This window comes from Aeromicrobium sp. CF3.5 (assembly GCF_051262695.1).
Taxonomy (GTDB): domain Bacteria; phylum Actinomycetota; class Actinomycetes; order Propionibacteriales; family Nocardioidaceae; genus Aeromicrobium.
This window is the reverse complement of record NZ_JBIMEZ010000007.1, coordinates 39,737-51,737: the sequence shown is the minus strand read 5'-3', so window position 1 is coordinate 51,737 and position 12,001 is coordinate 39,737. Positions and strand designations below refer to the sequence as shown.

The 12,001-nt window shown below is 67.2% G+C and carries 10 protein-coding genes; 2 read left to right on the top strand and 8 right to left on the bottom strand.

What is annotated here, in order from left to right; all coding sequences use genetic code 11:
* Positions 1-73: 73 nt before the first annotated feature.
* The 8 genes from pdxT to ACHAA3_RS13190 all read right to left on the bottom strand — a co-directional run bounded on the left by pdxT (position 74) and on the right by ACHAA3_RS13190 (position 9,914).
* The gene (pdxT, locus tag ACHAA3_RS13225) at positions 74-688 is read right to left on the bottom strand and encodes a pyridoxal 5'-phosphate synthase glutaminase subunit PdxT (RefSeq protein ID WP_435709497.1); all 615 of its coding nucleotides are present in this window, start codon (positions 686-688) and stop codon (positions 74-76) included.
* A 467-nt stretch (positions 689-1,155) separates the two neighbouring features.
* Positions 1,156-2,052: a pyridoxal 5'-phosphate synthase lyase subunit PdxS gene (pdxS, locus tag ACHAA3_RS13220; RefSeq protein ID WP_435709627.1), complete on the bottom strand. Its 897-nt coding sequence runs from the start codon at positions 2,050-2,052 to the stop codon at positions 1,156-1,158.
* 123 nt (positions 2,053-2,175) lie between these two features.
* Positions 2,176-3,816, bottom strand: coding sequence for an FAD-dependent oxidoreductase (locus ACHAA3_RS13215; RefSeq protein WP_435709496.1), 1,641 nt, complete (start codon positions 3,814-3,816; stop codon positions 2,176-2,178).
* Positions 3,817-3,820: 4 nt separating this feature from the next.
* Positions 3,821-4,882, bottom strand: coding sequence for an AurF N-oxygenase family protein (locus tag ACHAA3_RS13210; RefSeq protein WP_435709495.1), 1,062 nt, complete (start codon positions 4,880-4,882; stop codon positions 3,821-3,823).
* 73 nt (positions 4,883-4,955) lie between these two features.
* Complete coding sequence (pgsA, locus tag ACHAA3_RS13205; protein ID WP_435709494.1) at positions 4,956-5,588, bottom strand: phosphatidylinositol phosphate synthase; 633 nt, start codon at positions 5,586-5,588, stop codon at positions 4,956-4,958.
* On the bottom strand, positions 5,589-6,137 hold the full coding sequence (locus tag ACHAA3_RS13200; RefSeq protein ID WP_435709493.1) for an HIT family protein: 549 nt from the start codon (positions 6,135-6,137) through the stop codon (positions 5,589-5,591).
* Positions 6,134-8,116 carry a threonine--tRNA ligase gene (gene thrS, locus ACHAA3_RS13195; protein WP_435709492.1) on the bottom strand — a complete coding sequence of 661 codons (1,983 nt, stop codon included), beginning with the start codon at positions 8,114-8,116 and terminating at the stop codon, positions 6,134-6,136. Before thrS ends, ACHAA3_RS13200 begins: the two co-directional genes overlap by 4 nt.
* Before the next feature lie 58 nt (positions 8,117-8,174).
* Positions 8,175-9,914, bottom strand: coding sequence for an FAD-dependent oxidoreductase (locus ACHAA3_RS13190; RefSeq protein ID WP_435709491.1), 1,740 nt, complete (start codon positions 9,912-9,914; stop codon positions 8,175-8,177).
* Between the two features lie 56 nt (positions 9,915-9,970).
* Between ACHAA3_RS13190 and ACHAA3_RS13185 the strand changes: the two genes are divergently transcribed.
* Both ACHAA3_RS13185 and ACHAA3_RS13180 read left to right on the top strand, forming a co-directional pair.
* Positions 9,971-10,564, top strand: a complete 594-nt coding sequence (locus ACHAA3_RS13185) for a helix-turn-helix domain-containing protein (RefSeq protein WP_435709490.1) — start codon at positions 9,971-9,973, stop codon at positions 10,562-10,564.
* Positions 10,561-12,000, top strand: a complete 1,440-nt coding sequence (locus ACHAA3_RS13180) for a flavin-containing monooxygenase (protein WP_435709489.1) — start codon at positions 10,561-10,563, stop codon at positions 11,998-12,000. Before ACHAA3_RS13185 ends, ACHAA3_RS13180 begins: the two co-directional genes overlap by 4 nt.
* The last annotated feature ends 1 nt before the right edge of the window (position 12,001 follow it).

Here is a 12,001-nt window from a genome sequence, read left to right as displayed (position 1 = left end):
AGCACGTCCTTTCTGGAACAGGATCCTTCTACAGCAGGTCCTTCTACGACAGAGTCTTTCTCCGGCGGTGTTTCTACGACTTCACGATGCGGTCGACGAAGTACCGGTGGATGCGATCGTCGTGTCCCACCTCGGGGTGGAAGGACGTCGCCATCACGTGATCTTGTCGAACGGCAACGATCCTACCGGCGGCGCCAGCTGGTGCACTGACGTGCGGGACGGTGGCGAGCACCTCGACCCCGGCGCCGACCTGCTCGACCCAGGGCGCCCGGATGAACGCGCCGTGCACCGGTTCGTCGAACCCCGCGAAGTCCAACCATCCCTCGAACGACTCGACCTGGCGACCGAACGCGTTGCGCCGGACCGTGACGTCGAGCCCGCCGAGGGTCTCCTGCCCGACGATCCCGTCCTCGAGCCGGTCCGCCAGCAGGATCATTCCGGCGCAGGTGCCCAGCGTCGGCAGTCCGCCGCGGATCGCGTCGACCAACGGGTCGAACAGCTCGAAGGCGCGGGCCAGCTTGTGCATCGTGCTCGACTCGCCGCCAGGGAGGATCAACGCGTCGCAGGCAGCGAGCTCCTCGGGCCGCCGGACCTTCAGGGCGGAGAGGCCGAGGCCTTCGAGAGCGTGGACGTGCTCACGCACGTCACCCTGCAGGGCGAACACGCCGATCGTCGGGGAGGAAGCCACCGCGTCAGGCTACCGACGCGGTCGGCGCCACCCGTGGGCGGTGGATTCACAGCCTGAGGAATCGGATCCGTCGCTCCGGGTGGGAAGTCAACCGTCTTGGCGTGAGGACGGCGGTGGCACCTGAGGCACCACCGCCGTCTCTCCCTCTCGGAACCCTCCCGATCGGGGCCGAGGCAGGGTCGGCACGAGGCCGACCAATCTCCCTCTACTCGAACCGCGAACGCGGCACTCCCATACCGCTGCAGTCCGAAGGGACCATGGTACCGCGATTTCGAGGCCCCCGACAGGCCACACCGACTGCGACAGTGCCGTATCGATGGCCCCGGTGCGCTCGTCATCGCCGGAGCGGGCGGATGCTCACCAACGAGCGACCAGGACCAACGTCACGTCCGAGGGACAACCGTGCGCGACTTCTCGAGAACGAGCACGAGAACAGCCAGCATCGTCCGGCCACGAGACCGACCGCATCACCAGCCGCGCGTCTCCAGACGGTGCGGCTCGGGGATGTCGGCGACGTTGATGCCGACCATCGCCTCGCCGAGGCCACGCGAGACCTTGGCGATGACGTCGGGATCGTCGAAGAACGTGGTGGCCTTGACGACGGCCGCGGCACGCTCGGCAGGATTGCCGGACTTGAAGATGCCCGAGCCGACGAACACGCCCTCGGCGCCCAGCTGCATCATCATGGCGGCGTCGGCCGGCGTGGCGATGCCGCCGGCGGTGAACATCACGACCGGAAGCTTGCCCGCCTCGGCCACCTCCTTGACGAGGTCGTACGGCGCCTGCAGATCCTTGGCCGCGACGTACAGCTCGTCGTGCGACATCGAGCTGAGCCGGCGGATCTCTCCGCCGATGGTGCGCATGTGGGTGGTGGCGTTCGAGACGTCACCGGTTCCCGCCTCACCCTTGGAGCGGATCATCGCCGCGCCCTCGGAGATGCGACGCAGCGCCTCGCCCAGGTTCGTCGCGCCACACACGAACGGGGCGGCGAACTGCCACTTGTCGATGTGGTGCGTGTAGTCCGCGGGACTCAGGACCTCGGACTCGTCGATGAAATCAACACCCAGGGCCTGGAGGACTTGAGCTTCCACGAAGTGCCCGATTCTGGCCTTGGCCATCACGGGGATCGAGACAGCCTCGACGATGCCGTCGATCATGTCCGGATCGCTCATCCGCGACACCCCACCCTGCGCACGGATGTCGGCCGGAACCCGCTCGAGCGCCATGACGGCCACGGCGCCCGCGTCCTCGGCGATCTTCGCCTGCTCGACGTTGACCACATCCATGATCACGCCACCCTTCAGCATCTCGGCCATGCCGCGCTTGACGCGGGAGGTGCCAGTGCCGGTGCCCCCGGTGGGCATGGTGCTGTCGTCGCTCACAGGTGATCCTTCGTCGATGGGGTGGAACGGGATCGACTTTACTCGCCGCGAGCCGTGGACCGCCGGTCAGGCCGGTGCGTGGACACGTGGGAGATGCCGGCGACCTCAGCGACGTCGTGAAGGCGGCTTCTGCGCAGCGACCAGCATGTCCTCGACCCGCGTGAAGCGAACCCGAGGACGCCCTTCGGCCACTCCCCTGCGTCGCTCCAGCACGTCGATGCGCCGCCATGCATCGTGGTCGACAGCCCGGGCTCCGCGCTCGCGCAGCACGCGTCGTACCGACGCCCGCCCCGCAGGATCGGGCAGCAGCCCGGCGTTGAAGTCCTCCACGAGTCGATCGACCGTCTCGGTCGCATCGGTCTTGTTGGTTCCGATGAAGCCCGTGGGTCCCCGCTTGATCCAGCCGGCGACGTACGTGGTCGCCATGCCCTCGACACGTCCCTCATGGTTCGGCACCACGGCGCGCAGGTCGTCGAACGGGAGCCCGTCGACGGGTCGTCCCCGATAGCCGATGGACCGCAGGACGAGGCCCGTGGTGATGATCTCGGAGTCGTCGGTCATCTCGGCGCGCACCGCCCCCGGCTCGCCCACCAGTCGGGTGGCCGCGACCTCCAGACCTTCGACGGCGTCCGTTCCCACGACCCGCACGGGTGCGGTCTGGTATCGCAGCACGATGCGCCGCTCTCGGGTCGGTTCGGGCAGGTGCCGCAACGCGTCGATCTTGACCTGCGTCATGATGTCGCTGCTGGAGGCGGCGAGGTTGTCGATCAGGTCGCCCTGCACCACCAGGTCGATGTCGTCGTGCTCGATGAGGCCGGTGAGCTCGGGCAGCGTGAAGGCCGACTGGGCCGGACCTCGTCGCGCCAGCAGCACGACCTCGCGCACCGCGCTCTGGCGCAGCGCGGCCAGCGCGTGGTCGGCGATGTCCGTGGTGGCAAGTCGATCGGGATCACTGACGAGGATGCGCGCCACGTCCAGTGCCACGTTGCCGTTGCCGACCACCACAGCCGTGCGATGCGTCAGGTCGAAGCTGGCATCAGCCTGGTCGGGATGGCCGTTGTACCAGGCGACGAAGTCAGTGGCGGTAATGCTGCCCGGCAGGTCCTCGCCCTCGATGCCCATGGCCCGATCGTGCGAGGCTCCCGTCGCGTACAGCACGGCATGGTGGTTCTCGGCCAGCTCGGCATGGGTGATGTCGGTCCCGACCTCGACGCCGAGCGCGTAGTAGAACCCCGGCTCGTCCTCGATCTTGGCGAACAGGTCGGTGATGGTGCGGGTGTCCGGGTGGTCGGGCGCGACGCCCGCCCGCACCAGTCCGTACGGCGTGGGCAGACGATCAATCACGGTGACCTTGGTGCCGGGCCGCTTGAGCAGCTCGTCGGCGGCATACAGCGCGGCGGGTCCGGCCCCCACGATCGCCACCCGCAACGGACGCTCGGCCTCGACCTTGCGCACGATCGGGGTGACCGGCGCCTGGGGCGGGTACTCGCGTCGCGGTTCGTGGAACATGGCATTGATGTCGACGAACGGCAGCTGCTTGTCGGTCAGGCGGTAGTCGCGGGTGATCGCGCCCACCGGACACGCTGAGATGCACGCACCGCAGTCCACGCACTCCACGGGGTCGATGTAGACCATCTCCGCCGTCGCGAAGTCCGGCTCATCGGGCGTGGGGTGAATGGCGTTGACCGGGCACGCGAACGCGCACGAGGCGTCGCCACAGCACGCCTGGGTGACGACGTGAGGCACAGGATCAAGCAGCCTTGGTGCCGTCGACCAGAGGATCGCTGCTGAACTCGATGGCCGGTTCGCTGCGGAAACGTGAGGAACGGCCGTCGATCTTCAGGATGCGCCACATGAAGCGACCCACGCGCGTCATCAGGCCGGCCTCGGTGGCGAGCATCCGCACATCGGCGAAGATCTCGCTCAGGTTGTCCCGCGACTCCGGGGAGCGCCAGTACAGGTCCTTCATGACGGACTTCGGGATGCCGAACTCGGTGCGCATCTCACGCGGCGGCACCAGGATCGTGTCGCCCAGCACCCGCATGATCAACGGGAACATGACCGTCATGACATGACGCTCGGCCCAGTTCAGTCGCGGCGCGTTGGTCAGGATGTAGTGATGCGCGAAGGAGATGTGACGCGCCTCCTCGGCGACGTGGATCTGCATGATGCGCTTGATCACCGGAGGCATGTCCTGTGCGTTGCGCAGGATGCGCTTCTGGGTGTGGTCGATGGGCTCCTCGCCGGCCAGCACGCCGACGAAGAAGGCGAAGGGAGCCAGGGAGCCGAACCACGGAAGGACCGTCCCGACCTTGCGCATCCACCACGGCATGCCCGGAACGTCGACGCCGATACGGTTGACGCCTTCCTGGAACATCTGGGTGTGGTGGCACTCCTCGGTGGCCTCGTGCGTGAGGTAGCGGAACTCCGGTGACCCGTTGGGCAGGGTGAAGACGTACTGCATGATGCCGCGGATCAGGATCTGCTCGAACTGCAGACCGACCTTCATGATGTTGGCCTGGCGCCACATGCCGATCCTGATCTGCTGGTCCAGCGGCTGAGCCTGGTACCACTGCGACGACCCGATGCGATCGACCTTGGGCAGGACCCAGCGGGTGTCGGTCGGATCGACCTGGAAGTCGGGGTGGTCCCACGCGATGTCGCGGAAGGCGTCGAAGTGACGGTCGACTGAGGCCTGGGACAGATCTTCAAGCACCCGGTGGTACTCCTCGCGCGTCATGTGCGGGGACATCTCCGGCAGCTCCGGCAGGTCTGCAGCGGCGCGGTACGGAACGGCTTCCTGAATGCTCATACCCACAGTATGGACACGACATGATCTATGGGTCAAGCATCATGTGACATTAGGCGTGTCACATATGTGTTCCCTACAGCTCGGGATCCAGCACTGCCTGGCGATGCACGATCATCATGCGCTGGAACACCGTGATGAGGCTGGCGACCGCCAGGATCCACAGCATGATCTCGGTCAGGAAGTTCCAGCCCAGCAGCCCATTGAATCCCGTCAGCACGAGGATCGCGACCAGCCGGTCCGCGCGCTCGGCGATGCCGCCCTTGGCCGTCATGCCCAGACTCTCGGCCTTGGCACGGGCATAGGACGTGATCGACCCCAGCACCAGGCAGGCGAGGCTCAGGTAGAAGTACGTACGGGTCGATCCCAGGTCAGCCTCGGCGTGCACCGACACGTAGTAGATGGCCAGACCGCCGAAGATCGCTGCGTCGCCGACCCGGTCCAGGGTCGAGTCCAGGAAGGCACCCCACTTGGACGCCGTGCCGGACTGTCGGGCCATGTAGCCGTCGATGAGGTCGCTGAAGACGAACACGGTGATGAAGATGACGCCCCAGAACAGCTCGCCGCGCGGGAAGAAGAACAGCGCACCGAAGGCGACACCGAGCGTGCCGACGATCGTCACCTGGTCGGGCGTGACGCCGCGCCGCAGCAGGAAGTCGGCCAACGGGGACCACACGTTGGTCCAGAACTGCCGGAAACGTTCGAGCATTCAGTCCTCCTGCTGCCATGCGTCGGCAAACATCTGGCGGGTGTCGCCCAACAGCTGGGGCATGGTCTTGGTCCGGCCGATGACCGGCATGAAGTTGGAGTCGCCGCCCCACCGCGGGACGACGTGCTGGTGCAGGTGTGCAGCGATGCCGGCTCCGGCGACGCTCCCCTGGTTCATGCCCAGGTTGAAGCCGTGCGGGCTGCTGACACGGCGCACCACGCGCATCGACTGCTGGGTGAGTCGCGCCACCTCATCGGTCTCGGCATCGGTCAGGTCGGTGTAGTCCGAGACGTGCCGATACGGACAGACCAGCAGGTGGCCGGCGTTGTAGGGGTACAGGTTGAGCACGACGAACGCGACCGTGCCGCGGTGCACGATCAGGCTCTTGGTGTCACCGGCCTGCGGGATCTGGCAGAACGGGCAGTCGGCCTCGTCGGCAGAATCCGGCTTGTTCTCGCCTTTGATGTACTGGATCCGGTGCGGCGTCCACAGGCGTTCGAACGCGTCCGGCTCCCCCACCCCGGCGTGCGACTGCTCGTCGGGGCTCACACCTGCACGCGACTCTCGATCGCCTCGACGATGCGGGAGATCGCATCCTCGAGCGGCACCTCGTTCTCCTGCTCGCCGCTGCGGTAGCGGAACGACACAGCGCCTGCCTCGACGTCGTTGTCGCCCGCGATCAGCATGAACGGGATCTTCTGGGTCTGTGCGGTGCGGATCTTCTTCTGCATGCGTTCGTCGGACGCGTCGACCTCGACCCGGATGCCCATCGGCTTGAGTCGGGCGGCCAGCTCGTAGAGGTAGTCGGCGTGCCGCTCGGCGACCGGGATGCCGACCACCTGGACGGGCGCGAGCCACGGCGGGAAGGCACCGGCGTAGTGCTCGACGAGCACGCCCATGAACCGCTCGATCGAGCCGAACTTGGCTGAGTGGATCATCACCGGCTTCTGACGGGTGCCGTCAGGAGCGATGTACTCCAGGTCGAACCGCTCGGCCGAAGGCATGTTGAAGTCGTACTGCACCGTGCCCATCTGCCAGGTGCGACCGATCGCGTCGCGCGCCTGCACCGAGATCTTGGGCCCGTAGTAGGCAGCTCCCCCCGGATCGGGCACGACCTCGACACCGCTCGACGCGGCGACGTCGGCCAGGACCTGCGTCGCGAGCTCCCACTCCTCGTCGGACCCGATGAACTTGTCGGCGCGGTCATCACGGGTCGACAGCTCGAGGTAGTAGTCGTCCATCCCGAAGTCGCGCAGCAGGCTGAGCATGAAGTCGAGCAGGTGCTTGACCTCGCTCGGCGCCTGCTCGGGCGTGACGTAGGAGTGGGAGTCGTCCTGCGCAAAGCCGCGCACACGGGTCAGGCCGTGGATGACGCCGGACTTCTCGTTGCGGTACACGTGGCCGAACTCGAACAGCCGCAACGGCAGCTCGCGATAGGACCGCTGGCGCGACCGGAAGATCAGGTTGTGCATGGGACAGTTCATGGCCTTGAGCCGGTAGTCCATCCCATCGAGGTCGAGCGCCGGGAACATGCCCTCGCCGTAGTACGGGAGGTGTCCGGAGGTGTAGAACAGCTCCTCCTTGGCCACGTGGGGGGTGCCGACGTACTCGAAACCCTCCTCGATGTGCCGGCGGCGGACGTAGTCCTCCATCTCGCGCTTGATGACGCCGCCCTTGGGGTGGAACACCGGCAGGCCGGAGCCGATCTCGTCGGGAAACGAGTACAGGTCGAGCTCGGTGCCGAGGCGACGATGGTCGCGGCGCTGCGCCTCCTCGATGCGATGCAGGTGGTCATCCAAGGCTTCCTTGGTCGGCCAGGCCGTGCCGTAGATGCGTTGCAGCTGCTTGTTCTTCTCGTCACCGCGCCAGTAGGCCGCGGCCGAACGCATGAGAGTGAAGGCCGGGATGCGCTTGGTGGTGGGCAGGTGCGGTCCCCGGCAGAGGTCGCCCCACGCCCGGGAGCCGTCGCGCTTGAGGTTGTCGTAGATGCTGAGGCCGCCGTCACCGACCTCGACACCGGCGCCCTCGGCCGCGTTCTGCAGATCTCCGGGGGCTGCCGTCGACTTCAGGCCGATCAGCTCGAGCTTGTACGGCTCGTCGGCCAGCTCGGCGCGCGCCGCATCGTCGTCGATCTCGCGGCGGTCGAACTTCTGGCCCTCCTTGATGATCTTCTTCATCCGGGACTCGATCTTGACCAGGTCCTCGGGAACGAACGGTTCTGCGACGTCGAAGTCGTAGTAGAAGCCGTCAGTGATTGGCGGGCCGATGCCGAGCCTGGCGTCGGGGAACAGGTCCTGCACGGCTTGGGCCATCACGTGGGCCGTGGAGTGACGCAGGATGTTCAGGCCGTCGGGGCTGTCGATGGTGACTGGCTCGACCGCATCGCCATCGGCGAGCTCGTGGGCGAGGTCCTTGAGCTCATCGCCCACCCGGGCGGCGATGACCTCGGGCGTGTCGGCGAACAGCTGCCAGGCCCTGGTGCCCGGTTCGACGGATCGCGGCTCGTTCTCGACCTGGATCTCGGGCATGACCAACCTCCTGGATGATGACCCGCCCTACGGATGGCGGGTGCTGCTTGCCCTCACCCTAGTGGGGGGCCGCCTCGGTCTCCGCGCGCCTCGGCGGCACGGTCGGGATCGGGAGCACGAGCGCGGCAGGAGCGTCGGCGGGGACGACTGGCGCGTCGGGCGCGACCGCGTCGATGCGCTCGTACGGGTCTCCCAGCGCAGGCCGCGGATCGGCCTCGCCCCGGTTCGGCCACAGCGACATCGCCCGCTCGGACTGCGCCGTGATCGTCAAGGACGGGTTCACACCCAGGTTCGCCGTGATCGTGGACCCGTCGCTGACGTGCAGACCCTCGTGGCCGAAGACCCGCTGATACGGATCGACCACACCCTCAGCCGGGCTCCGGCCGATGACGCAGCCGCCGATGAAGTGCGCCGTGAGCGGCACCCCGACCAGTTCACCGGCCGAGCTGCCGGGATAGCCGTTGATCCGCTCAGCCAGATTCTTGGTCACGGCATCGGCCGCCGGAATGTATGACGGATTCGGTTCACCGATGCCCTGCCGGCTGGTCATCCGCGACCCGAATTGGCTAAGCCCAAACAGGCGGGGCTTGAGATAGGTGGTGATCGAGTTGTCCAGCGACTGCATCACCAGCACCACGATCGACTGCTCGGCCCACCGCCGCGGCGAGTGCATGCGCCAGGTGCCACGCAGGCCCAGGATCCGGTAGCCGCGCGCGACTGCGCGAAGCCGACCGCCAGGACCAGGACGATCTGGCAGCGCCATGTTCATCAGGCTCAGGGCGCCCGAACCCCGGCCGTACCGGACCGGTTCGACGTGGGTCTGGTCGTCGGGGTGGAACGAGGAGGTGATCGCCACACCCGGGGTGAAGTCGGCGTCCTTGGCCGGGGACCGAGCACTCAGCACCGCCTCGGAGTTGGTGCGGCTCAGCTCGCCGATGCGCGGCGACAGATCGGGCAGCGACCGCCGACGCAGACGATGCAGCAGGTTCTGGGTGTTCAACGCGTTGCCGGCGAACACCACCTGCTCCGCGGTCAATCGACGTCGGCTCAACCGATTGCCGGTGCGGTGCGTGCGGACCTCGTATCCCCCACCCTCCAGCGGGCGGACGTCGGTCACGGTCGTGCGCTCGAGCACCTCAGCCCCACCGCTTTCAGCCAGGTGCAGGTAGTTCTTGACCAGGGTGTTCTTCGCGTTGTGGCGACATCCGGTCATGCACGCGCCGCAGTCGATGCACGCCTGACGATCAGGACCGGCGCCTCCGAAGTACGGATCGCCCATGTCCTGCCCGGGGCGCTCGCCGAACAGCACGCCGACGTCGGCCGGGTGGAAGGTCCCGCCCACGCCGAGGTCGTGGGCGATGTCGGACATCAGGTGGTCGGCGGGTGTCGATCCCGGGTACGTCGTGACGCCGAGCATCTTGCGGGCCTGCTCATAGTGTGGCGCCAGCTCGCTGCGCCAGTCCGTGATGTGGGACCACTGCGGATCCTCGTAGAACGCATCGAGCGGCTGGTACAGCGTATTGGCGTAGACCAGCGAACCTCCCCCGACGCCGGTGCCGCTGGCGATCAGCACGTCCTTGAGCAAGGTGATGCGCATGATGCCGAAGCACCGTGCCCACGGAGCCCAGAGATAGCGCCGCAACCGCCACGACGTCTCGGGCAGCTCGTCGTCCGCGAAGCGCCGGCCCATCTCCAGCACACCGACGCGATAGCCCTTCTCGGTGAGCCGAAGCGCAGCGACGCTTCCGCCGAAACCCGATCCGATCACGAGGACGTCGTAGTCATGAGTGCTGGCCATCACCGCAGCATAGTTCCTTATTGACACTCTGCCAACAGGCTGCGACGCTTGCCTGCATGCCCACAGCCGGATCACCCGCCCCCCGGGTGCGCCTGGACCCGGTGGTGCGTCGCCGGCAGATCCTGGTGGCGGCTCAACGGCTCTACGCGGACCGCCCGTACGACCGCGTCTCGACCGCCGAGCTCGCCGCTGCGGCAGGCGTGGCTCGCGGGCTCATCAACCACTACTTCGAGAACAAGCGTGAGCTGTTCCTCGAAGCCATGCGTGACTCGGTGATGATGCCCGAGACCCCACTTCGGAATCTGGACGAGCACACCACCGCCGAGCGCACCCGGATCACCGTGGAGTGGATCCTCGATGCGGCCACGACCTACGGGCAGGCCTGGGTCAATGCCAGTGGCGCCGCCAACCTGCACGGCGACTCCGACATCCAGGCCATCGTCGACGAGGCCGACGACCGTGCTGCCCGGCTCGTGCTCGACGCGATCGGGTTGCCCGACGATGCCGCGCTGCGGGCCCGCCTTCGCCCCATGGCCGCCCTCACCAAGGCTGTCTGCCGCGAGTGGCTGCAGCGGCAGACCTTCACACGGGACGAGGCGGCGACCCTGCTGACCTCGTCGATCCTGTTGTTCGTCGAGGAGCACACGTGAGTCAAGCACCCACCACCCTGTCCATCGGCATCATCGGCTCCGGGTTCGGCGCCCTGGCCGTGGCCATCGAGCTGATCCGGGCCGGACACACCGACGTCCGCCTGTGGGAGCGCGACGAAGCACTGGGCGGCGTGTGGCGCGACAACACCTACCCCGGTGCCGGGTGCGACGTCCCCTCGCCGCTGTACTCCTTCTCGTACGAGCCGACCACCCGGTGGAAGCGCCGGTACGCGCTGCAGGACCAGATCCTGGAGTACCTGGGCGATGTCGCCGCGAAGTACGGCATCACCGACCGCATTCGGTTCGACCACGAGGTGGTCTCGGCCAGGTGGGACGAGTCGACCGCGGCCTGGACCGTGGGGTTCGCCGATGGCAGCTCGGACAGGGTCGACATCCTGGTCCCGGCCGTCGGGCAGCTCTCCCGCCCCGTCCTGCCTCCGATCTCGGGCATCGAGGACTTCGGAGGGCCTTCCTTCCACTCGGCGCAGTGGGATCACGGTGTCGACCTTGCGGGCCAGCGGGTGGCCGTGGTGGGGGCCGGGGCAAGCGCGATCCAGTTCGTCCCGCGGGTGGCCGAGCATGCCGCCGAGGTGCGAATCTTCCAGCGATCGGCGAACTACATCCTGCCCAAGCCGGACGGGCCGTTTCCTCGCTGGTACGCCCCGGCGATCCGCTTCGAGCGTCCCCTCGTGTGGTTGGCCGGCGAGCAGTTCTCCCGTGGTCTCGACGATTCCTCACGGGTCGGTCGGCTGCAGCAGTCGATCGCGCTGCACCACCTGAGGTCCAAGATCGACGACACAGCGCTGCGCGACAAGCTCACTCCCGACTACCCCGTGGGCTGCAAGCGCATCCTGTTCTCCAACAACTACTACCCCACCCTGACCCAGCCGCACGTCCACGTCGAGGTCGATCGCATCACCCGGATCACGGCCACGGGCCTGGAGACCGCCGACGGCACGCACCACGAGGCCGACGTCATCGTCTTCGGCACCGGCTTCGACTCCCAGGACTTCCTGGGCTCGATCGACATCGTCGGTCGCGATGACCGCAAGCTCGCCGAGCAGTGGAACGACGGTGCTCGCGCGTACCTGGGCATCTACGTGCCGCACTTTCCGAACCTGCTGATCTCCTACGGGCCCAACACGAACCTTGGGGGTGGCTCGATCATCTACATGCTCGAGGCGCAGGCCAGACACATGCGACAGGCGCTCGACCAGATGGCCTCCGGCTCCCACCGTTCGATCGAGGTGACCGCCGACGCCGAGCAGTCCTACGACGAGGAGGTCCAGGACGAGCTGGAGCACTCCGCATGGGCACACTGCGACAACTGGTACCGCCACCGCTCCGGGCGCATCACGTCGAACTGGCCCGGTTCGACCCATCCGTACGCCAGACGCACTCGTACGCTGGAGCCTGACGCCTTCGAGTGGGCCTGAC

What these genes read in the sequence shown, in the direction of transcription:
- pdxS (WP_435709627.1), bottom strand. Translation starts at nt 2,052, where the DNA reads ATGCCCACCGGGGGCACCGGCACTGGCACCTCCCGCGTCAAGCGCGGC.
- ACHAA3_RS13210 (WP_435709495.1), bottom strand. Translation starts at nt 4,882, where the DNA reads ATGAGCATTCAGGAAGCCGTTCCGTACCGCGCCGCTGCAGACCTGCCG.
- pgsA (WP_435709494.1), bottom strand. Translation starts at nt 5,588, where the DNA reads ATGCTCGAACGTTTCCGGCAGTTCTGGACCAACGTGTGGTCCCCGTTG.
- thrS (WP_435709492.1), bottom strand. Translation starts at nt 8,116, where the DNA reads ATGCCCGAGATCCAGGTCGAGAACGAGCCGCGATCCGTCGAACCGGGC.
- ACHAA3_RS13190 (WP_435709491.1), bottom strand. Translation starts at nt 9,914, where the DNA reads ATGGCCAGCACTCATGACTACGACGTCCTCGTGATCGGATCGGGTTTC.
- ACHAA3_RS13185 (WP_435709490.1), top strand. Translation starts at nt 9,971, where the DNA reads ATGCCCACAGCCGGATCACCCGCCCCCCGGGTGCGCCTGGACCCGGTG.